The 21,533-nt window shown below is 65.8% G+C and carries 22 protein-coding genes; 10 read left to right on the forward strand and 12 right to left on the reverse strand.

The window, feature by feature from the left end; translation table 11 throughout:
• Window positions 1-98: 98 nt before the first annotated feature.
• Entirely contained in the window at window positions 99-2,093 is a 1,995-nt protein-coding gene (locus VGT77_RS03245; RefSeq protein ID WP_327459514.1) for a heme-binding protein, read from the reverse strand.
• Entirely contained in the window at window positions 2,093-3,493 is a 1,401-nt protein-coding gene (locus VGT77_RS03250; RefSeq protein WP_414713352.1) for a multiheme c-type cytochrome, read from the reverse strand. Before VGT77_RS03250 ends, VGT77_RS03245 begins: the two co-directional genes overlap by 1 nt.
• Before the next feature lie 171 nt (window positions 3,494-3,664).
• Here VGT77_RS03250 and VGT77_RS03255 point away from each other — a divergent pair, with 171 nt between their 5' ends.
• Window positions 3,665-4,354: a cyclic nucleotide-binding domain-containing protein gene (locus VGT77_RS03255; RefSeq protein ID WP_327459516.1), complete on the forward strand. Its 690-nt coding sequence runs from the start codon at window positions 3,665-3,667 to the stop codon at window positions 4,352-4,354.
• Here the strand turns inward: VGT77_RS03255 and VGT77_RS03260 are convergent.
• The 9 genes from VGT77_RS03260 to VGT77_RS03300 are packed head-to-tail and all read right to left on the reverse strand — an operon-like array spanning window position 4,351 to window position 10,820.
• A complete protein-coding gene (locus VGT77_RS03260; RefSeq protein ID WP_327459518.1) occupies window positions 4,351-5,109 on the reverse strand; it encodes an RNA methyltransferase in 759 nt (252 codons plus the stop codon). The two genes, VGT77_RS03255 and VGT77_RS03260, sit on opposite strands and share 4 nt — an antisense overlap.
• Window positions 5,110-5,155: 46 nt before the next feature.
• Complete coding sequence (locus VGT77_RS03265) at window positions 5,156-5,428, reverse strand: HPr family phosphocarrier protein (protein WP_327459519.1); 273 nt, start codon at window positions 5,426-5,428, stop codon at window positions 5,156-5,158.
• Window positions 5,425-5,829, reverse strand: coding sequence for a PTS sugar transporter subunit IIA (locus VGT77_RS03270; RefSeq protein WP_327459521.1), 405 nt, complete (start codon window positions 5,827-5,829; stop codon window positions 5,425-5,427). The genes VGT77_RS03265 and VGT77_RS03270 overlap by 4 nt, the downstream gene beginning before the upstream one ends.
• Complete coding sequence (rapZ, locus tag VGT77_RS03275) at window positions 5,826-6,764, reverse strand: RNase adapter RapZ (RefSeq protein WP_327459523.1); 939 nt, start codon at window positions 6,762-6,764, stop codon at window positions 5,826-5,828. The genes VGT77_RS03270 and rapZ overlap by 4 nt, the downstream gene beginning before the upstream one ends.
• Window positions 6,761-7,177 (reverse strand): HPr kinase/phosphatase C-terminal domain-containing protein, encoded by a 417-nt coding sequence (locus VGT77_RS03280; RefSeq protein ID WP_327459525.1) that lies wholly within the window; start codon window positions 7,175-7,177, stop codon window positions 6,761-6,763. Before VGT77_RS03280 ends, rapZ begins: the two co-directional genes overlap by 4 nt.
• Window positions 7,174-8,748, reverse strand: coding sequence for a sensor histidine kinase (locus VGT77_RS03285; RefSeq protein ID WP_327459526.1), 1,575 nt, complete (start codon window positions 8,746-8,748; stop codon window positions 7,174-7,176). The genes VGT77_RS03280 and VGT77_RS03285 overlap by 4 nt, the downstream gene beginning before the upstream one ends.
• Window positions 8,717-9,424 carry a response regulator transcription factor gene (locus tag VGT77_RS03290; protein ID WP_327459527.1) on the reverse strand — a complete coding sequence of 236 codons (708 nt, stop codon included), beginning with the start codon at window positions 9,422-9,424 and terminating at the stop codon, window positions 8,717-8,719. The genes VGT77_RS03285 and VGT77_RS03290 overlap by 32 nt, the downstream gene beginning before the upstream one ends.
• Window positions 9,424-9,900: an NfeD family protein gene (locus VGT77_RS03295; protein WP_327459529.1), complete on the reverse strand. Its 477-nt coding sequence runs from the start codon at window positions 9,898-9,900 to the stop codon at window positions 9,424-9,426. Before VGT77_RS03295 ends, VGT77_RS03290 begins: the two co-directional genes overlap by 1 nt.
• Window positions 9,897-10,820 (reverse strand): SPFH domain-containing protein, encoded by a 924-nt coding sequence (locus tag VGT77_RS03300; RefSeq protein WP_327459531.1) that lies wholly within the window; start codon window positions 10,818-10,820, stop codon window positions 9,897-9,899. The genes VGT77_RS03295 and VGT77_RS03300 overlap by 4 nt, the downstream gene beginning before the upstream one ends.
• A 100-nt stretch (window positions 10,821-10,920) precedes the next feature.
• On the opposite strand from VGT77_RS03300, the gene guaB reads away from it, so the two are divergent.
• The 9 genes from guaB to VGT77_RS03345 all read left to right on the forward strand — a co-directional run bounded on the left by guaB (window position 10,921) and on the right by VGT77_RS03345 (window position 20,186).
• Window positions 10,921-12,378: an IMP dehydrogenase gene (gene guaB, locus VGT77_RS03305; RefSeq protein WP_327459532.1), complete on the forward strand. Its 1,458-nt coding sequence runs from the start codon at window positions 10,921-10,923 to the stop codon at window positions 12,376-12,378.
• A gap of 53 nt (window positions 12,379-12,431) precedes the next feature.
• Complete coding sequence (locus VGT77_RS03310) at window positions 12,432-12,812, forward strand: VOC family protein (protein WP_327459611.1); 381 nt, start codon at window positions 12,432-12,434, stop codon at window positions 12,810-12,812.
• 14 nt (window positions 12,813-12,826) lie between these two features.
• Window positions 12,827-13,999 (forward strand): RsmB/NOP family class I SAM-dependent RNA methyltransferase, encoded by a 1,173-nt coding sequence (locus tag VGT77_RS03315; RefSeq protein WP_327459534.1) that lies wholly within the window; start codon window positions 12,827-12,829, stop codon window positions 13,997-13,999.
• Window positions 14,000-14,028: 29 nt separating this feature from the next.
• Window positions 14,029-14,559 carry a tetratricopeptide repeat protein gene (locus VGT77_RS03320; RefSeq protein ID WP_327459537.1) on the forward strand — a complete coding sequence of 177 codons (531 nt, stop codon included), beginning with the start codon at window positions 14,029-14,031 and terminating at the stop codon, window positions 14,557-14,559.
• Window positions 14,560-14,572: 13 nt separating this feature from the next.
• Window positions 14,573-16,969: a hybrid sensor histidine kinase/response regulator gene (locus tag VGT77_RS03325; RefSeq protein ID WP_327459539.1), complete on the forward strand. Its 2,397-nt coding sequence runs from the start codon at window positions 14,573-14,575 to the stop codon at window positions 16,967-16,969.
• Between the two features lie 43 nt (window positions 16,970-17,012).
• On the forward strand, window positions 17,013-17,363 hold the full coding sequence (locus VGT77_RS03330) for a hypothetical protein (RefSeq protein ID WP_327459541.1): 351 nt from the start codon (window positions 17,013-17,015) through the stop codon (window positions 17,361-17,363).
• Between the two features lie 95 nt (window positions 17,364-17,458).
• A complete protein-coding gene (gene recA, locus VGT77_RS03335; protein ID WP_327459543.1) occupies window positions 17,459-18,535 on the forward strand; it encodes a recombinase RecA in 1,077 nt (358 codons plus the stop codon).
• Window positions 18,536-18,744: 209 nt separating this feature from the next.
• Window positions 18,745-19,563, forward strand: a complete 819-nt coding sequence (locus tag VGT77_RS03340; RefSeq protein ID WP_327459545.1) for a class I SAM-dependent methyltransferase — start codon at window positions 18,745-18,747, stop codon at window positions 19,561-19,563.
• Window positions 19,560-20,186 carry a glutathione S-transferase gene (locus tag VGT77_RS03345; RefSeq protein WP_327459547.1) on the forward strand — a complete coding sequence of 209 codons (627 nt, stop codon included), beginning with the start codon at window positions 19,560-19,562 and terminating at the stop codon, window positions 20,184-20,186. The genes VGT77_RS03340 and VGT77_RS03345 overlap by 4 nt, the downstream gene beginning before the upstream one ends.
• Here VGT77_RS03345 and VGT77_RS03350 read toward each other — a convergent pair.
• Complete coding sequence (locus VGT77_RS03350; protein ID WP_327459549.1) at window positions 20,177-21,520, reverse strand: dicarboxylate/amino acid:cation symporter; 1,344 nt, start codon at window positions 21,518-21,520, stop codon at window positions 20,177-20,179. The genes VGT77_RS03345 and VGT77_RS03350 overlap by 10 nt on opposite strands.
• Window positions 21,521-21,533 lie beyond the last annotated feature (13 nt).

A 21,533-nucleotide genomic window follows, 5' to 3' on the forward strand; every position in this document is an offset into this window, starting at 1 on the left:
AGAAGAGGAAGGGAGGGCTTCGACAGGCTCAGCCCGAACGGCACTCTGTGTATCCTGCCCGGCAAGCGCCAGGGCGAAAAGAGAGGCGGACCAGAACATCATATTCCCTGGCACACATTCTGGTCGGGGGTGTCGAGGAACGGCGCGAACGGGCAGTTCACGTAACGCAGCCGCACTTCGCGGCCGCCGAGCTGCACCACGACACGGTCCGACCGGCGCTCCTGCGGCGCATGGCCGATGCCGCCAACACGCTTGCTGGCATTAGCGAGGCCCAGGAAGCTGATCATATCGTCCTGGTCGATCCCATCACCGGAGATTCCGATGGCACCAACCAACTGCGTACCGCGGTAGATCGGCACCGCGCCCGGGAAGATCTGCAGGCCATTCGCCAGCCGGTTCAGGTTCGGCAGGCTGTCGAGCAGCTTGGTGCAACGCGGCGGCGTGTCGATCGGTGCGTTGAGCGTCAGATAGGCGAGATGTTCGCGCACATTGTCGATGATCAGAGCGGACTGAAGACCGGTCGAGAATGGGTTGAACTGCTGAACCGGGCGGCCGAGCGGGCCATTAGGTCGTCCGACCTCGCCGTCGGGGAAATAGGGTCGTGCGAGCAGGCCCAGGCCGCGGTTCGAATAGGCGACATTGCCGGTCAGCGCCGCTGGATCGCCAAGGAAGTCGCGGGTGCGCTGGACAAAGGCGGGCACTTCGGCGCTGAGCGTTGTCGAGAGCTGCTGGGCCGCAACGGCGTTGGACAGGAAGGCGACGCTGCGCGCTTTCTGTAGCGACACATCGATGCCGAAGATGGGAGCGTCAGGCGAGCGGACGATGCCGAGCACCGAGCCGAACGTATCGGTGACGCTGATCGAAACCTGGATGCGGCTGTCGAGCGGGCGGCGAATCTGCGCGCGGCCGCGGCTCATGATCGTGAACGCCTCTTCCAGCACAGCGCGCACTTCGGTGGCAGTGAGCGGCTGGGCGATGGCGCTGCCGTCGGTGCCGCCGCGGATCGGATAGCGGTTCGTGCCGGAGCCGTCGGTCAGGATGAAAGCGTCGGGGTTATTGAACTCGGCTGCCGTCGCGCGCCGGATCCCCGATGCTTCACTGCCGTAAGCGACGCCGGCGCGAAGCGACAGGTCGACATAGTCGCGCACAGGCGCAAGCGAGCCCGCCGATCCGAGCAGCGTGGAGAAAGCGGGCGCGTTCGCGGGATTGCTCCGAAGCTGCGATGGGACCGCGTCGCTATAGCGAAGCGAGGTGCCGTCCACATTGATGCGGTTGGCTCGAATATCCTCGGGCGCCTCAAAGCCGAAGGTGGCGGCGAGTGCGATATATTCCTCGTCCAGTCCTTCGAAATCGGTGATGTCCGGATCGAAGTCATAGACGCCGTCGGCCATCACGCCGACGCCGCCGACCAGAACACCATTCTTGTAGAGCGGGAAGCCGCCGGCATCCGCGGCAAGCCCGAGCGGCGAGCGCTTCGGCCCGATCAGCGCACGCGGGCCGCCATTGGCAATGAAGCGAGTGTTCAGGTCCGAACAGGGCAGCTGGCTGAACTGCACGCCGAACAAGGGGCCGCTTTCCAGGCCGGCAGTGTTGGGTCCGGGCGGGAAATGCTCCTGGACGATCTGGCTCGCCGTGCGGCTGGAAAAGGCATTTCCGCCGGAGGAGAGATAGGCGCCGGTGATCGCCTTGGCGATTGCGCCGCCTTCTGCCGGAACGACCAGCCCTTGGACGTCGATCTTCTCGCCGTTGGGCGCCGAGGCGACCGTCAGATTCTGCGGCGATCCGTTCATCCGGAAAATACCGAGCACATTGCCGACCCGGTCCACGACCGCGATCACCGCCGGACGGTTGCTCGCCTGCGCCTCCGCGATGCCTTGCGCCATGATCCGCTGCACATCGGCAATAGTGAGCGATTCCTGGGCAGGCGCCGTGAAGACCGATGTGGGCGTCGGGCTCGGCGTGGGTGTGGCGGCCGGGGAAGGGCTGTTGCCTCCGCCCCCGCAAGAGGCGAGCAGCAGAGACGCGGCTGCCAGAGCCGCAACCGTTCGATGCGCGGCCATGCCGCAGGTCGAAAACAATACGCTTTTACGCATTACCTGAGGGTCCGGATCGTACGGGCCGCGCCGCCAAGGGCGCGGCGGAATTCAAGGGGCTTGTAGCTGTTCGGTTCGCGCACGGCGGCATAGGCGCGGTTGATCTCTGCCCGGATGGCACCCGCGGCATTGCCGTTCACGCCGCCGCCATTGACCAGCGCGTTCAGCAGCGTGTCCATCGCCATCACCGCCTGCACGCTGCCTTCATAATCGGTAAAGCGCGGGCTGATCGCTTCGCTTGCGATCGAGTCGATAATCGCGAACGTCTCGGTCCGGCCGAAACTGCGGCGGGAGAAGGCTTCGGCGAGCGCGCCCGCCGTCTCGCGGAGCCGGGCGGCAGCGGCCACGGCGCTGCCACGATCGCGGGCGAGCGCCGCATGGAAGGCGCGGGCGTCCGCTTCGAACCGTCGGCCGAGCTCCGGTGCCACGACGCGCGCCGCCGCCGAGAGCATGATCATATTCTCGTCGTTGAAGGCCGGCATGCCGTCCGGGATCGGCCGCCCGGGGTTGGGCACGCCCGTCGGACGTGCGCTCGGCTCGTCAGAAATGCGGCGGTGGCACGTATGGCAATCGAAGAAGTAGAATTCTGGGAAAATGCCTTCCTGACCGATGCGCGGCGTCGAAAAGAGCGACAGCGCTCGCTCCAGCGCCATGGCCTGGCCGGTCGCCCACATCCGCACATTGTCGGTGCGGCCCTTGCGCGCGGCATAGTCGGCATCTTCATTGTGATGCTGCTGCAGCGTCGAGAACAGGTCCATCTCGAACACGATGCGCGGGTGGCCCGCGGCCATGATGCGATGATTAACGAACTGTCCCGGATCGGCGCTGCCGAAATGGCAGTCGAGGCAGACGCTTGCCCGCACCTTCGGGTTTTCCAGCGGCACCATGCCTTGCGCAACGTTGCGCGCATGGCTCGCGCCGACCGTATAGTGTGACTGCAGCCAGTTCTGTGCGCCGCCATGGCAGGCCTCGCAGCCAATTGCGTCGCTCTTCTGGAAGCGGGGGCCGCGGTTCGGCGCCGGATCGGCGTGGCAGCCGAGACACATCGGCGCCTGGGTCGCGTCGCCGATGCCCAGCCTGGCGGCGATCGCCTGGCCCCGAGCAGTGCCGATCAAGCGAAGTGCGCGGCTATGCGTACCGCCAGCGGTCGATTCTTCCTGCCACAGCTTGATCTCGTCCTGGCGCACGACCTTGCCGTCGCCTTCCTGCCGGCCATGACAGGTCGAGCCGGAGCAGCTGGCCACGCCCAGATGCGCGGCGGCATCGGTCCGCGCCGACTGTGCTGTGGACGGCGAAGCACCGAATGCGATCATCAGCGCGATCGCGGCAAGCCCCAGGCACAGGCATAAGGCCAGACCGGCAGCGGCACGGGCGCGCAGGCTCGCAAAAACCCCACTCATATTCGCGCTGGCCCCCCATCGACCTGATCCGGCGTACGCGACCCGCCTTGTCTTGTTTCGGGCCGTTATGCTGGCATGCGGGGCGGCTGGCAAGCGGAAGAGCGCGGAAATACGTGGATATTGCGCGCAAATCGGTCATGGTCGAAGAAGAGACGGAGAGGGGGAGTCTACATGGAAGGCGACACCGGTTCGGGCCTCGCCTGGGCGATGGGGCATCTGCAATATCTGCTGCTGGTCGCGGCGATGCTGCCCGCGCGGCTGGTGCGAGTGCGGATCGGCGTGATCGCCTCGGCCATCGCCGGCATCCTGGCGACCGGGCTTTTCAGCTTCGAACCGGCGTTGCTGTTCTGGAACGTGGCGCTGCTGCTGGTTAACCTGGTGCTGCTCCTCCAGTTCATGCGCAGCAACGCCGCCGTGCGCTTCACGCCGGACGAAGAGCCGATGCTGAAGGCGCTGCTGAACGAACTGCCGCGCGCTCGAGCGCGGCACTTCCTCGATCAGGGACTGTGGCTCACCGGCAAGGCGGGCGAGACGCTGATCAGGCAGGGCGAGCCCGTCACCCATCTCTTCTACATCGCCGAAGGCGAGGCGGAAGTGACGAGTGGCGGCAAGGCAGTAGGCCGGGTTGGGCCGGGCGATCTGGTTGGTGAAGTAACGGTGCTCTCAGGCGACACGGCGAGTGCCACCGTCACGCTGCAGACTGCCGCCCGCATGTGGTGCGCGCCGGCACAGACGCTCCGCCTCTATCTCGATGCGCACCACGACGTGCGCCACGCGGTGGAAATGAGCTTCGCCACCGCGCTGCGCCACAAGCTTCAGGAGATGAACAAGGCCGTGGCGGAGGCGGGCGGGCTTCGCTAACGCGCGCGCCGCTGGTTCAGCACCTCATAGGCCATCACCGCCGTCGCCACCGCGGCGTTGAGGCTGTCGGCCTTGCCGCGCATCGGCATCTTCACCAGCAGATCGCATTCCCGCTCATAGGCTTGCGGCAGGCCCTGCGCTTCGTTGCCGACCAGGATGAAGGTCGGAGGCTGGTAGCGCGGCGCCTGATAGTCGGTGTCGGTGCGCAGGCTGGTTCCAACCAGCTGCCCCGGGCCGCTGCGCAGCCAGGCGACGAACTCCTCCCAGCGGGTCGCGGCGATCGCCTGGGTAAAGAGCGCGCCCATGCTGGCCCGTACCGCCTCGACCGAGAAAGGGTCGACGCAATCATCGACCAGGATCAGCCCGCCGCCGCCGATCGCGTCCGATGTGCGCAGTATCGTGCCCAGATTGCCCGGGTCCCGTAGCGCCTGGGCGACGATCCAGATGTCGGCACTCGTGCGGTCGATACCGCCCAACGGCGTCAACCGGTCCCGATAGGCTGCGACCAGCGTTTGGGCGTTCTCCTTGCCCGAAAGCTTGGACAGAATGTCCGGCGTCGTCTCGATCACCTCGCCGCCGGCCGCCTCGGTGTCGGCGATCAGCGCCTGCGCGAGCGGGTGACCGCCCCCTTCCGGCGCGAAGAACAGAAACTCCGGCAGCGCACCGGCCTCGCGCGCTTCGGTCAGGATGCGCAGTCCCTCCGCCAGGAACAGGCCCTCGCGCTTGCGGTGCTTCTTCTCCCGCAAGCTGCGCATCCGCTTGACGAGCTCGTTCGAAAAACCGGTAATCTGGCGCAGGGCCTTATTCCTCGCCGAACTTGTTCTCGACCAGCACCGCCAGCTGCTTGACCGCTTCCTCGGCACCGTCGCCCGAGGCGGTGATCTCGATCTCATCGCCCATCGCGGCACCCAGCATCATCAGACCCATGATCGACGTGCCGGTGACGCTCGCCCCGTCTTTGCGCACCTCGACCTTGGCGGGAAGGCCGCTTGCCAGCGTGACGAATTTGGCGCTGGCACGCGCGTGCAGGCCGCGCTTGTTGGTGATCTGGACGGTGCGGGAGACCTGGCTCATGCGGCCTCGCCAAGCACTTCCGATGCGACCGAGATATACTTTCGGCCAGCTTCCCGAGCAGCAGCGACGGCGTCCTTCACGTTCATCGTGCGGCGCGCGCCTTCAAGGCGGATCAGCATTGGCAGGTTGATGCCCGCGATCACCTCGACCTTGCCCGGCTGCATCAGCGAGATGGCGAGGTTGGAGGGGGTGCCGCCGAACAGGTCGGTCAGCACGATGACTCCGCGGCCGCCCTCGACGGAGCGGATCGCCTTGGAGATGTCCGCGCGGCGCATTTCCATATCGTCGTCGGGACCGATGCAGATCGCTTCCACCGCCGATTGCGGTCCCACGACATGCTCCATCGCCACGACGAATTCGGCGGCGAGCCGTCCATGGGTCACCAGCACAAGTCCGATCATTTCGTCATATTGTCCTTCAGCGAGCCCTTGGGCTCTTCCACCGCATCCCGGGGCAGGGAGGCGAGGTCGCGATGCGCGACCGTGGGCGAAAATCCCGCGCCGCGCAACCGGCCAGCGACACGTTCGGCGACATGCACGGACCGGTGTCTCCCTCCGGTACAGCCGAAGGCCACGGTCACATAGGCCTTACCCTCGGCTTCGTAGCGAGGAAGCAGGGTCAAGAGCAGCTGCTCCATCTGTCCGATTGCCGGCTCATAGGCGGGGTCTTCAGCGATATAGTCACCGACCGGCTGGTCGAGGCCGGTCATCGGCTTCAGTACTCGGTCCCAGTGCGGATTGCGTAGGAAGCGAAGATCGAACACCAGATCGGCATTGCGCGGAAGCCCACGCGAGAAACCGAAAGAGATGACCGACAGCACCATCTCGCGGCCATGTTCCTGCGGGAAACGCGCCCGAATTTCGTGCTGCAGTCCGGCGCGGCTGAGATCGGTGGTGTCGACCAGATGATCGGCCGCCTGACGCAGTGATGCGAGCAACTCGCGCTCCTCTGCGATGCCGTCGCTGGCCGGGCGATCGAGCGCCAGCGGATGCGGGCGGCGGGTCTCGTCATAGCGACGCTCCAGCTCGGCGCCGGCGCAGTCGAGAAACAGGACGGACACGTCGAACATGGCTCGCTGCCGCAGCTTCGCCAGCCGCTTGACCAGAGCATCGGCATCGAAACCCCGAGTGCGGGAGTCGATGCCGATTGCGAGCGGCCGGTGATCGCGTGAGCCGGCCTGCGGCGGCGTGTCGAGTAGCCGGTCGAGCAATGTCAGCGGCAGATTATCGACGACCTCCCAGCCTATATCCTCGAGCGTGTCGAGGGCGGTCGACTTACCGGCCCCAGACATGCCGGTGACGAGCAGCAGCCGCTCGGGATCGGTGCGGTCGCTCATCGGTGCAATCCCCAGCGTTCGAGCGCGAGTTCGACCTTGATCGGCGCCGAAGGCTCGCGCGGGTCGACGATGGCGCACGGCAGGGTCTGCCCGCAAAGCTCCCGATTGCCGGCCTCGGGCATGCGGGGCGGGGCTCCCAGCGCGATCAGGAGCGCGAGCGGCACGTCCGACTGGTGAGCCATGGACACGATGCCGATCCCGCGCACTTCGATCTTGCCGGCGATCCGCTCGGGCGCCGCCGCGCGCAAGACGCTTCCGCTGACGGATAGTGCGACTTGATCGTCGCTGACCAGCACCGCGCCGCGGTCGATCAAGCGCAGGGCGAGGTCGGACTTGCCAGCCCCCGATTCACCGGTGATCAACACCGCCCGACCGCCGATCGCAACGCAGGTCGCGTGAACCAGCATGCTCATTGCTCGTCCAGTCCCGGCAAGCGGAGAATGAAGGCGGCGCCCGTCGGCCGTTCGTCGCGGGTCTCGACCTCCAGCTTTCCGTCGTGGCCGTCAGCGATTGCTCGGGCGATGGCGAGGCCAAGCCCCGAATGCCCGCCGGAGCGATCGCCTTCCGGACGCACGCTCGTAAAGCGGCGGAAAATCGAGTCGCGCAGTTCGGCCGGGACGCCGGGACCCTGATCCTCGACCTTGACGATCACTTCGTCGCCGGTGCGGGTCGCCGTCAGCTGCACCAGCCCCTGATCAGGCGAAAAGGAGATGGCGTTGTCGAGCAGGTTCTCGATGATGCGCATCAGCCGGAACTCGTCGCCGCGAACGACGGCGGTACCGATGCGGGGGCGGGCGAATGCGACCTGCACGCCGCGCGGATTGGGGCCGCGCAGCTCCCGCGCCTTCAGCATCGACTCGATCACCTGACCCAGATCGATCCGTTGCAACCGCGCCCGTGAGAGTTCGGCATCGAGGCGGGAGGCCTCGGCGATGTCGGTGATGAGCCGGTCCAGCCGCCGGACATCGTCCTGTATGATCTCCAGCAATTGAGCGCGCTGCTGTTCATCCTGAACCTTGGGCATCGCGTCGATCGCCGAGCGCAGCGAGGCGAGGGGGTTCTTCAGCTCGTGCGTCACGTCGGCGGCGAAAGCGTCCGTGGCGTCGATGCGCTGGCGCAGCGCCTGACTCATATCGGCGAGCGCCTGGGCAAGCGAGCCGATCTCATCCCTGCGGCCATGCAGGCGCGGTACGGTCACTTCGCGCGCGCGGCCAAGCCGCACCCGCACAGCCGCGCGGGCGAGTTTGCGCAGCGGCTTCACGATGGTGCGGGCGAGGAACATCGACAGCCACACCGACAGAATGGTCACCCCCAGCAGCATCAGTGCGAGCCGCAGCCGTTCCGCGCGCACGATCCGAGTGACGTCCCGCGCATTGGTCGTCATCAGCAGCGCGCCGCCCCCCATCGGCGCCGCCGCAGTGATCATGAAGGTGCGGTCCGGCGCGAAGCTGTCATCCGCAATTCCCTTGCGCTCGGCGAGGGCTGTCCGAATCTCGGGCCAGGCCGTGGCGTGGTCCGGCACCGGCTCTATGTAGTTCCGCGGCCGCTTGGCGCGGGTGACGAAGTCGACCACGCGATCGAGGAAGCGGGCGACCTGACGCTGCCAGGCCTCCTCGTCAGGGTCGCGCAGCGTGTAATTGGGTGCAGCGATCCGCCAGGTGTCGAGCTGCAGCCGGCCATCGGGCCCATAGACGCGCAGCCGGCTCCTGGTGCGCTCGGCCATCCGCGCCAGCAGCGACGGCACCTGTGCCGGCGGCGCGGACTCCAGCGCGTCATGGATCAGGCCGAGCTCTCTGACGGCACGGTCCGCGCGAAAGTCGATCAGCCGCGCGCGATAGCTCTGCAGATAGAAGAAGGCGCCCGCCAACAGCGCCAGCGCGAAGACGTTGACCGCCAGTATGCGGGTCGTGAGCGAGACCCGCCCCGACCAGCGCAAAGGCGGATCGATCGCCTCAGGACTCGGCGAGTCGATATCCGGCGCCATACAGGGTCTCGATGCCGTCGAACTGCGGGTCGGTTTGGCGGAACTTGCGCCGCAGACGCTTGATATGGCTGTCGATGGTGCGGTCATCGACATAGACGTCGTCCTGATAGGCGGCGTCCATCAGCTGGTTACGCGATTTGACCACTCCCGGCCGCTGGGCAAGCGACTCCAGGATCAGGAACTCGGTGACGGTCAGCGTCACGTCCTTGCCCTTCCAGGTCACTTTGTGCCGGGCCGGGTCCATCCGCAGCTCGCCGCGCACCAGCGGTTCTGCGGCGGGCTCGGCATTGGCGGATAGCGGTTTGCTGAGAAGTTCGACCCGCCGCAGGATCGCTTTGATGCGGGCGATCAGCAACCGCTGAGAGAAGGGCTTGGCGATATAATCGTCGGCTCCGAGCGCGAGTCCCAATGCCTCGTCCAGCTCGTCATTCTTGGAGGTCAGGAAGATGACGGGCAGAGCGCTTTTCTCGCGCAGCCGGCGCAGCAGTTCGAGCCCGTCCATCCGCGGCATCTTGATGTCGCACACGGCAATATCGGGCGGATTGTCGAGCAGAGCCTTCAGCGCCGCCTCGCCGTCCGAATAGAGGCGCGTGACGAACCCCTCCGACTGAAGGGCGATGGACAGCGATGTCAGGATGTTCCGGTCGTCGTCGACCAGGGCGATCGTGGCGGCCATCAGGGCTGGCTAGTCGAACCCGCCTGGTCGGGCAATGACGTGGGTTGCCGGACGACGAGCGCGCCGTCCTCGATACCGATGACGCGGAGGCAGGTGCCGGCGGGCGCATCGGGGCCGCGGACATTCCATTCGCTGTCGCCGACCCGCGCCCGGCCGCGGCCGTTCACGATCGGGCTGGTCAGCTCGACCGTCTCGCCGACCAGCCGCGCAGCGCGGTCGTTGAGCAGGGGATCAGCCGAGGGCACCGGCCGCGAAACATACCACTTCCGCCCGGCCCAGGTCGCAATCAGCGCCAGCCCTGCGAAGATCGTGAACTGCAAGGCGACCGGCGGTCCCGCGACGAGGGTCACCAGCGCCGTGATTGCCGCCGCCGCCGCGATCCAGATCAGGAACACGCCCGGCACCAGAATTTCTGCCGCGCCGAGTACGACTGCAACGATCATCCAATACCAGTAAGCGTCGACATCGAGGCTCATTTGGGCTGCTCGCCGCGGTTCAGTGCATCGCGCGCCAGTTCGCCGATGCCGCCGAGCGTGCCGATCAACTGAGTGGCCTCGACCGGGAAGAGGATGGTCTTGGCATTGGGTGAGGTCGCGAAGTTGCTGATCGCCTCTACATATTTCTGCGCAACGAAGTAGTTGATCGCCTGAGTGCTGCCGGTCTCGATTGCCTGGCTGACAGCGCGGGTCGCGTTCGCTTCCGCCTCGGCTGAGCGCTCGCGGGCCTCTGCGTCGCGGAAAGCGGCTTCCTTGCGGCCCTCCGCCTCTAGAATCTGGGCCTGCTTGGCACCCTCCGCGCGCAGAATTTCAGACGCGCGCATGCCTTCGGACTCCAGGATGGCGGCGCGCTTCTCGCGCTCCGCCTTCATCTGCCGCGCCATCGCGTTTGAGATATCCGCAGGGGGGCGGATGTCCTTGATCTCGACTCGGGTGATCTTGACGCCCCAGGGGCTGGTCGCGTGATCGACGACCGCAAGCAGCCGCGCGTTAATCTCGTCGCGCTTGGACAGCAGCTCGTCCAGATCCATCGAGCCCATCACGGTGCGCAGGTTGGTCGTGGTGAGCTGCATGATGGCGATGTAGAGGTCCGACACTTCGTATGCGGCCTTGGCCGGGTCCAGCACCTGGAAGAACACGACGCCGTCGACCGCGACCATCGCATTGTCCTTGGTGATGATCTCCTGGCCCGGAATGTCGAGCACCTGCTCCATCATGTTCACCTTGCGGCCGACGCGGTAGAAGAAGGCCGGATAGAAGTTGAAGCCGGGCTTCGCGACCGTCACGAACCTGCCGAAATATTCGATCGTATATTCATAACCTTGTCGGACGACCTTCACGCTCGCTGCAAGGTAGATGATGACGAGGACAAGGATGAAGAAAGTGGCTGTCTCGGCCATGCGGCGCTCCCCCCAGAGATGATCCGGTTATGCGGCTAGCGCGGCGTGCAAGCAATGATTACATGGCCCGCCAATCTTCGACTCAAGGGCATTGGCGCGCATGGACATCGAACTCGGTCTCACTTTCGACGATGTCCTGCTGAAACCTGCCGAATCCGAAGTCCTGCCGAGCCAGGCCGACACCCGCACCCGCCTAACCCGCGACATCTCATTAAACATCCCGATCCTGTCCTCGGCGATGGATACGGTCACCGAGGCCGAGATGGCGATCGTGATGGCGCAGCTGGGCGGCATCGGCGTGCTCCACCGCAACTTGTCTGTCGAGGAACAGGCGGCGGCGGTGCGGCAGGTGAAAAGGTTTGAAAGCGGGATGGTCGTCAATCCGATCACCATCGCCCCGACCGCGACGCTCGCCGAAGCACAGGCGCTGATGGCCGAGAACCGGATCTCCGGAATTCCCGTCGTCGAGAGTTCGGGCCGATTGGTCGGCATCCTGACCAATCGCGACGTTCGGTTTGCAGGTAACCCGAACCAGCCCGTCTCTGAGCTGATGACCAGCGAGGATCTGGCAACGGTCCCCTCGGACGTGAGCCAGGCCGAGGCCCGCCGGATCCTCCACCAGCGGCGTATCGAGAAGCTGCTGGTCGTCGACAAGGATTATCGCTGCGTCGGCCTGATCACCGTCAAGGATATCGAAAAGGCGGTGCTCCACCCGAACGCGACCAAGGACGCATCGGGGCGGCTGCGCGTCGCGGGCGCGACTACGGTGGGCGACAAGGGCTTCGAACGCACCGAGGCGCTGCTCGATGCAGAGTGCGACCTGATCGTGATCGACACCGCGCACGGCCATTCGAAGATGGTGGCGGAGTCCGTGGCTCGCGTGCGCAAGATCTCCAACTCGGTGCAGATCGTGGCCGGCAATGTGGCAACGGGCGAGGCCACGCGCGCCTTGATCGACGCCGGTGCCGATGCTGTGAAGGTCGGCATCGGCCCTGGTTCCATCTGCACCACCCGCGTCGTCGCAGGGGTTGGTGTGCCGCAGCTGACCGCGATCATGGACTCGGCGCGAGAAGCGTCCAAGTCGGGCGTGCCGGTGATCGCCGATGGCGGGCTGCGCACCTCGGGCGACATCGCCAAGGCGATCGCCGCGGGCGCTTCGTGCGTAATGGTCGGCTCTCTGCTCGCCGGCACCGAGGAAGCACCCGGTGAGACCTTCCTCTATCAGGGGCGGGCGTACAAATCCTACCGCGGCATGGGCTCGGTCGGCGCGATGGCGCGCGGGTCGGCCGACCGCTATTTTCAACAGGATATCAAGGACCAGCTGAAGCTTGTTCCTGAAGGCATTGAAGGCCAGGTGCCCTATAAGGGTCCGGCCAAGGACGTGATCCACCAGCTGGTCGGCGGCGTGAAGGCGGCGATGGGCTATACCGGCGCGCGCAGCATCGAAGAGCTGCAGCAGCGCGCCCGCTTCGTCCGCATCACCAATGCGGGCCTGCGCGAAAGCCATGTCCACGACGTGACCATCACCCGGGAAGCGCCAAACTATCCGACGCGTTAAGCTTGCCGCATATGGTTGTTCCTGATATGTTCCGACGATCAGCGGAGGATGCGATGATCGGCTATGTGACCTTGGGAACAAACGACCTGGAGCGTGGCGCCCCCTTCTACGACGCCATAGCGGCGGAGCTTGGTACGAAGCGCATGATGGAGTGGCCGAACGCGATCGCCTGGGGCACGCCCGGTGGATTGGCCGGCCTCGGCCTGACCAAGCCTTTCGACGGCAATGTGGCGACCGTCGGCAATGGCGTGATGGTGGCGCTGGAGGCCAAGTCGCGCGAGCAGGTGGGCCGCATCCACGCGTTGGCGCTCGAGCAGGGAGGGACGTGCGCGGGACCTCCGGGCGAACGTGGATCCGGCTTTTACGCTGCCTATTTCCGCGATCTGGACGGCAACAAGCTGAACGCGTTTGTGATGGAAACGCCGTCCGCTTAGCCTTAGGCGGGCTCATGACTCCCCCGGCCCGCGTTCAGTCTGCGATCGAGCTGCTCGACTTGATCATCGCCGCCGCGCGCGATGCCGGGCCGGCGGCGGACAGGGTCATTGCGAGCTACTTCAAAACGCGGCGCTATGCCGGCTCGAAGGACCGGCGCGCTGTGCGCGAGCTTGTCTATGGTGCGATCCGGCGTACGGGCGAGCGGCCGGAGAGCGGCCGAGCGGCGATTCTGGGATTGGCCGAGGAGCAGCCGGAGCTTCAAGCTCTGTTCGATGGCTCTTCGCATGGGCCTGAACCGCGGTCCGCCGACGAACCCGTCGCCCCGGCCTCAATCGTCCCAGGATGGCTCGCGCCGAAGCTTGCGCATGTCGATGCGACAGCCCTGCTGGGTAGAGCGCCGCTCGACTTGCGAGTGAACCTGCTCAAGGCGACACGCGAGGAAGTTTTGCCGCAACTTCCTGGCGCCGAGCCTGGCCGCGTTACGCCATATGGCTTGCGGCTAGCGAACCACATCGCCGTCGAGCAGCATCCGCTGTGGCAAGAAGGCAAAATCGAGGTTCAGGACGAAGGGAGCCAGTTGATCGCGCTTGCTTGCCGCGCATTGCCTGGCGAAGTCGTTATTGACCTCTGCGCCGGCGCAGGTGGGAAGACGCTCGCTCTTGCCGCGGACATGCACGGCGAGGGCCGGCTGATCGCATGCGACGCCGACCGCTCTCGCCTGTCGCGGCTCCCCGACCGGGCCGCAAGAGCCGGTGCCTTCAATATTGAAACGCGGCTGCTCAATCCCAATCGGGAACTGGAAGCGCTGGATGATTTGGCCGAGGCCACCGATGCGGTGCTGATCGACGCGCCCTGTTCGGGCACAGGCACCTGGCGGCGCAACCCGGAGGCGCGTTGGCGGCTGACGCCGGAGCGGCTGGGGCGCCTGACGGTGCTGCAGGCGCGATTGATCGAGGTCGGCGCCCGGCTTGTGCGCCCTGGCGGCAGGCTTATCTACGCCGTGTGCTCGCTTCTGGACGAAGAAGGCGCGGAGCAGGCGGCCAGCTTCCTTGGCGCTCATCCAGGCTGGCGTTCGCAACGCCCCTTCGAGAGCGCGGGAACCGGACGCGGTGCCGGGGTCTTGCTCTCTCCGGGCCAGGACGGCACCGATGGGTTTTTCGTCGCGCGTTTCGAGCGGCCATGTTAGGACGCCGCCCGACGAAGTTGGAGAGGTCTATGCGTTTGGTTCCCGTTGCCCTTGCCGCCGCGCTTGGTGTGGCCGCGCTTTCCACCGCCGTGCAGGGGCAGAAGCCGGATGCACAGATCGATGCGCGCTCCGTGGCTTTGGCAGACCAGGCACGCACCGCGCGAGCGGCGGGCAATCTCGACCAGGCAACCGATTTGCTGGAAAGCGCGCTGGTCGTCGATCCGAAGAACCGCAAGGCGTTTCTCGAGTTGGCCGAGATCGCCAAAGCACAGGGGCTGCCAGGCAAGGCGATCCGCTTTTATCGCGAAGCCCTGGAGCTGGAGCCGAACGATGTCGCGGCGCTCGCCGGCCAAGGCGATGCTTTGGTTCAGAAGGGCGCGATCGTGAAGGCGCGGGAGAATTTGGCCAAGGTCCAGCGCCTCTGCGCGAACAACTGCCCCGAACAGGCCCGGCTTGCGGCGCTGATCGCGAAGGGGCCGCCGCCGGCCGTGCTCTCCGCCCAGGCCACGACCAAGGTTCCGGCACCGGGCGCCGAAGACCAGACCCGCAAGCCGCAATAAGAACCGCGCACCCATGGCGACCCGTGCCGGCCCGGCCTTGCTGAGCAACGGCCGTTCGGAGACTGGCGGCAGCATGACCGTGTTGGTCGCCGTCGGTGCGGCTGCACTGGCCACGGGACTGCTCGTTTTTCTGCTGCTGGGTCACTGGCTGGTCGCCGCAGGCTTCGTGGCAGGGGCGGTTGCTGTCGGCGTTGCGCTCAGCGTCATGCTCCGCCGCCAGGCGCCGGCGGCCGCTTTTGCCCGCAGCGCCCATGACTGGTCGCTGATCCGTGCCGCCATCGACGATGACTCGATGGCCATGGCGGTGACAAACCGGCGTGGTGGATTGGTCTGTGCCAATGATTGTTACGCTCGTTGGTTCGACGGCTATGCCGCGCCGGCCGAACTGCCGCTGGGCGATGCCTCTGCCGGCCGGCTGCGTGAGGCCGAACAGAATGCTTGGCGGGATGGCGCGGCGCGGATCGACGGGTTGCGGCGGGATGCCGGCACGCTCGCCGCCGAACTGACCCGGGTCGGGGCCGAGGAAGACCATCTGCTCTGGCGCTTCCGCCCGGTCGCGAGCATGAACCTGCTCAGCGAAGCACGGCGCATGATCGGCTCGGAGGCAGGCGAGCGGCTGGGCGAAGCGGGCATCATGGGCGTGCTGATCGCCGCTGACGGCCGGATCGGCGGCGCCAACCGCGCCTTCGCTCTCCGCGCGACCGGTTCTGCGGATGCGGCGATCGGCGGCCGCGACCTCGGCACGCTCCTCACCATCGACAAGCGCGGACTGATCCGCTTCGAGCGCGAAGGGCCGACCGGCGGGCCGGTGAGGCTCTTGCAGGTGCCGCTGGATCCGAATGACCGCAATGGCGCGACGCTCATCTTCCTGATCGACGATGACGGCGCGCCGCGGCTGGGCGAGGGGAGCGCCTCCAGCCACATCCAGACCCTGCTTTCGATGCTGCCGCTGGGCTTTGCGCTTGCGGACCGCGACGGGCGCTTCCTGTTCCTGAACGACGCCTTCGCGCGCGTCGCCGGCATCGATCCGGGATCGAAGCCTGTCTACCCCAGCGACCTGGTCGTGCGCGAAGACAAGGCGGCAGTGGCGGATACGGTGCGCCGTTTCGCCTCTGGTCCGCCCATGTCGGGCGACATCGCCATCCGGCTGCAGTCTCGCCCAGACGATCCGGTGGCGCTGTCGATCGCCGGCGCGCGAGGGCTCGGCGAGGCGGCCGTGCTGCTCTCCTTGAAAGACAATGCCGAGGAGTCGCGGCTGAAGCGGCAGGTGGCGCAGGCGACCAAGATGCAGGCAGTCGGCCAGCTCGCCGGCGGCGTCGCGCACGACTTCAACAACATATTGACCGCGATCATCGGCCATTGCGACCTGATGCTGATGCGCCACACGCCAGGCGACAGCGACTATGACGATATCCAGCAGATCCGCGCCAACTCGAATCGCGCGGCGAGCCTGACGCGGCAGCTGCTCGCTTTCTCACGCCAGCAGACTTTACGGCCACAGGTGCTGCAGCTGCCCGATGTCGTCTCGGACGTGTTCAATTTGCTCAAACGACTGCTCGGCGAAACGGTGACGCTGAACGTCAAGCATGGCCGCAATCTTGGTTCGGTGCGCGCCGACCCCGGCCAGCTGGAGCAGGTGATCGTCAATCTGGCCGTGAATGCGCGCGATGCGATGCCGGAAGGCGGCGTGCTGACGCTGCAGACTTACGCCGTCTCCGCCGCCGATGTGCGCCGGATGAAGAGCGAGATCATGCCGATCGTCGACTATACGGCGATCAGCATAACCGACACGGGCACCGGCATCCCGCCCGACGTGCTGCCCAAGATCTTCGAGCCCTTCTTCACCACCAAGGAAGTCGGCAAGGGAACGGGCCTCGGCCTCTCCACCGTCTACGGTATCGTCAAACAGTCGAACGGCTTCATCTTCGCCGATTCGGTGCTGGGGCAGGGGACGAGCTTCGTCATCTACCTGCCCGTACACAAGGCAGAGCCGGTGGCCGAACCTGCCACGCCCCAGCCCAAGGAGCGGCCCGCCGAACTGTGGGGCAGCGGGACCATATTGCTCGTCGAAGACGAAGCGATGGTGCGCGCCGTGGCCGAGCGTGCCCTCACGCGCCAAGGTTATAAGGTCGTCACTGCCGGCAATGGCGAGGAAGCCCTGGAGTGTTTGGAAGCAGGCGAGAGCTTCGACCTGCTGATCTCCGACGTGGTCATGCCGACGATGGACGGGCCGACATTGGTGCGCCACGCCCGGGCTAAATACCCGGAACTGCCGATCCTCTTCATGTCCGGTTACGCCGAGGAGCAGTTGCGCAAATCGATCGATATCGAGAATGTCGCTTTTCTGCCTAAACCCTTCTCTGTCCAGCAACTTGCCGAAGCCGCGCGGGCGGCACTGGCAGCCAAGTGATTTTCTTTTGCGTTGAACCTTTTGGTTCAGTATCGGGCGCGCAATGACCGAGGCTCCCGCCATCCTGATCGTCGAGGACGAACCGCTCATCTCGATGATGCTCGAGGATTTCCTCGACGCACTCGGCTATCGTCTCGCCGGCTGTGTGGATCGCGTCGATGATGCGCTAGATCATGTCGCGCGCGGCGGCTTCTCGGCGGCGTTGCTTGATGTGAATCTGCGTGACGGCGAGACGTCCTGGCCGGTTGCCGATGCGCTCAGCGACCGTGGTCAGCCGTCGTGCTGGCAACGGGCGGCGGCAATGACGCGGTGCCCGAACGGCATGCGAATGTGCCCGTGCTCAGCAAGCCTTACACGCTCGACGGCGTGCGCGACGCCTTCACCGCGCTCCTGAACAAATAAGTTGTTCTCCTCTTGTTCTAGCGGAACGGATGCGGTACGAAGCATGCGTTGAACGCGGTTCGCGTTTTCGCTTAGGGAGGCTTGGACATGGCAGCGCAGCTGAAGGTCGTCGAATCCGACAAGTTGGGGAATATGGACAGGCAAAAGGCTCTCGAAGCGGCGCTGGCGCAGATTGATCGCGCGTTCGGCAAGGGCTCGGCGATGAAGCTGGGCTCGAAGGAAGCGATGCAGGTAGAGGCGATCTCGACCGGGTCGCTGGGACTGGACATTGCATTGGGTGTCGGCGGCTTGCCGCGCGGCCGCGTGATCGAAGTCTATGGCCCTGAGTCGTCGGGCAAGACGACGCTTGCCCTGCACGTGATCGCCGAAGCGCAGCGCAATGGCGGCACCGCGGCCTTCGTGGATGCCGAGCATGCGCTCGATCCGGTTTATGCCAAGAAGCTGGGCGTCGACATCGACGAACTGATCGTGTCGCAGCCGGACACGGGAGAGCAGGCGCTGGAGATCACCGACACGCTCGTGCGGTCGAATGCGATCGACGTGCTGGTGGTCGACTCCGTGGCCGCCCTGGTGCCGCGCGCGGAGATCGAGGGTGAGATGGGTGACAGCCATGTCGGCCTACAGGCGCGGCTGATGTCGCAGTCGCTGCGCAAGCTCACCGGATCGATCAGCCGCTCGCGCTGCATGGTGATCTTCATCAACCAGCTGCGCATGAAGATCGGCGTGATGTACGGGAATCCGGAGACCACGACCGGCGGCAATGCGCTGAAGTTCTACGCGTCCGTCCGTCTCGACATCCGCCGCACGGGGCAGATCAAGGATCGGGACGATATCGTCGGCAACACCACCCGGGTGAAGGTCGTCAAGAACAAGGTCGCGCCGCCGTTCAAGCAGGTCGAGTTCGACATCATGTATGGCGAGGGTATCTCCAAGATCGGCGAGATACTGGACCTCGGCGTCAAGGCCGGGCTGGTCGAGAAGTCCGGCGCCTGGTTCAGCTATGACTCGGTGCGGATCGGCCAGGGCCGCGAGAACGCGAAGACCTATCTGCGTGAGAACCCCGAAATGGCGGCGCGCCTCGAAAAGGCGATCCGCGGCAAGACCGACGATGTCGCCGAAGCCCTGATGGTCAGCCCCGGCGCCGAGGACCTGGACGATATGTAGAGGGGGAGGGGACTTTCCCTCTGAACGTCACCCCGGCCTTGGGCCGGGGGCCCGCGTTTGTTGTTCTCACAACGATCACAAAGATCACGAAGAGGTCCGGTGCTCCTCCTTTGTGCCCTTCGTATCCTTTGTGAGAACATTCCTGTTCTGAGTGCCTATCGCTTCGTCGCTCTCTTCTCCCGGTCGTAACGCTGCGCTAACGTCCGGCGATGGACAGTAGTGAATGGTCCGGCCGTGTCGGTGACGTCTGGGCCGAAGAGTGGCGCCGCACCGATCGCAGTTTCGTGCCCGTCGATGCCGCGTTGGTGGATGCGGCTGTCGCACGTGTCTCGACGCTGGAGGCGCCTCGCATCGTCGACGTGGGCTGCGGCGCAGGGACGACCAGTCTCTCGCTCGCTGCGCGCCTGCCGGCCGCCAACATCGTCGGCGTGGACCTGTCGCAGGCTCTGATCGCCGTTGCCCGCTCCCGCGTTCCGCCGGACGGCCCAGTGTGCTTCGAGCAAGGGGATGCCTCGACCTGGGCAGGGCAGACGGGCGTCGATCTGCTTGTCTCCCGGCACGGCGTCATGTTCTTCGCCGATCCGGTCGGCGCCTTCTCGCACCTGCGCAGCCTTGTGCGTTCGGGAGGAGGCATCGTCTTCTCCTGCTTCCGCTCCCCGGCGCTGAACGTCTGGGCCTCGGGCCTGGCCCATCTGATGCCCAAAGCATCAGGCGACCCGCACGCTCCCGGGCCGTTCGCCTTCGCCGATCGGGACCATGTCGCGCGCATCCTGAACCGCGCCGGCTGGCGTGACGCAGAGGCACAGGCGCTCGATGTCGATTATGTCGCCGGCAGCGGCGCTGACCCGGTCACCGACGCCATCGACTATTTCCGCCGCATCGGCCCCGTCGCCCGCGCCCTCAGGGACTTGGACGAATCCGGCCGCAGCCGGCTCGAACAGGGCCTGGCCGATCTGGTCCGTCAGCACCGCGATGGCGACCGGGTCAGCTTTCCCGCCGCCATCTGGATCTGGAGCGCCACCGCATGACCATTATCGTTCATCATCTCGAAAACAGCCGCTCGCAGCGCATCCTCTGGATGCTGGAGGAACTGGACCTGCCCTATGAAGTGAAGCGCTACGAGCGGAACAAGAAGACGATGCTTGCCCCGCCCGAGCTCCGCCAAGTGCACCCGCTCGGCAAGTCCCCGGTGATCCAGGACGGCGACACGGTCGTCGCGGAGACCGGCGCCATCATCGAATATCTGGTCGAGAAGGCTGACGGCCGGCTCGGCCCGCCGCCGCACCGTGACGCCATCCTGCGTTATCGCTTCTTCCTCCATTATGCCGAGGGTTCGCTGATGCCGCCGCTGCTGGTGAAGCTGGTGCTGAGCCGCGTGCCCATTTTCGGCAAGCGCGCGCAGACGCGCATCCAGCCTATGATCGACGTGCATCTCGATTATCTGGAGCGCGAGCTGTCCGGCCGCGACTGGTTCGTCGGCGACGAACTCACCGCCGCCGACATCATGCTGAGCTTCCCGCTCGAAGCTGCCCGCCAGCGCGCCGGGCTCGGCGCCTCTCGCCCTAACCTGACAGCCTGGCTCGACCGCATTCACGCGCGCCCCGCCTATGACCGAGCGCTGGAGCGGGGCGGACCCTATGCCTATGCCTGAGGCTTGCCCAGGCTGACCTCGTCCGACCGGTTCTCGCGGAAGTTATCGACATCCACCGCCGGCCCATGCTCCGAAGGCGCATGCGGCGGCTCGATATCGGCGGGCTCGACAGGGTCGAGGTCGCCCTCCCATTTGGCGACGACGGCGCTCGCCACCGCATTGCCGACGACGTTGGTCGCCGAACGGCCCATGTCGAGGAAGTGATCGACAGCCAGGATCAGCAACAGCCCGGCCTCGGGGATGTTGAACTGGGCGAGCGTCGCCGTGATCACCACCAGGCTGGCGCGCGGCACGCCGGCCACGCCCTTGGACGTGATCATCAGCGTCAGCAGCATCAGCACCTGCTGCCCGAGGGTCAGGTCGATGCCATAGGCCTGCGCGATGAAGATCGTCGCGAAGGTCATGTACATCATCGAGCCATCGAGATTGAACGAATAGCCGAGCGGCAGGACGAAGCTGGCGATGCGCGGCGGCACGCCGAACCGGTCGAGCGCCTCCAGGGTACGGGGATAGGCCGCCTCGGACGACGCCGTCGAGAAAGCGAGCACGATCGGGTCGCGGATATAGCGCACCAGGAGCCCCGTCCGGCCGCCGATGAACAGGAAACAGGCGCCGATCAGCAGCAGCCAGAGCGCGATGAGCCCGAGATAGAAGGTGCCCATGAAATAGCCATAGGTGCCAAGGATCGACAGGCCGCGCTGCGCAATCGTGGCGGTGACCGCCGCGAACACGGCGACGGGCGCGAACCGCATCACATAGTCGGTGATCTGCAGCATCACCTTGACCAGCGATTCCGTCGCGCGAACGAGCGGCTTGGCCGGCTCGCCGACCGCGGTGATGGCGACGCCCACGAACAACGAAAAGACGACGATCTGCAATATGTCGTTCGACGCCATCGCGCCGATCATCGACTCGGGGAAGATGTGCGCCACGAACTTGGCGAAATCGAAGGCGGAGCGGTCCACGCCAGCGCTCGCGTCCGCAGGCGGCAGCGGCAGGTTCAGGCCCACTCCCGGCTGGAACACGGTGACGAGCAGCAGGCCGAGGCTCAGGGAGATCAGGCTCGCGGTCACGAACCAGCCGACCGCCTTGGCGCCGACCCGGCCCAGCGCCGCCGTGTCGCCCATATGCGCGATGCCTACCACCAGGGTCGAAAACACCAGCGGCGCGATGATCATCTTGATCAGGTGCAGAAAGATCGTCGTCAGGATCGAGAAATAGCCGGCGATCGTCTTCAGCCGCTCCGGATCGCCGATCGAGGCGTTCAGCGCCCAGCCCACGAAGATGCCGAGCACTAGTCCGGCAAGGATGTAATAGGTCAGGCGTTTGGCCACGTTCAGCTTCCTC

Origin of the sequence: Sphingomonas sp. (genome assembly GCF_035944535.1) — a bacterium.
Classification (GTDB): Bacteria; Pseudomonadota; Alphaproteobacteria; order Sphingomonadales; family Sphingomonadaceae; genus Sphingomonas_B.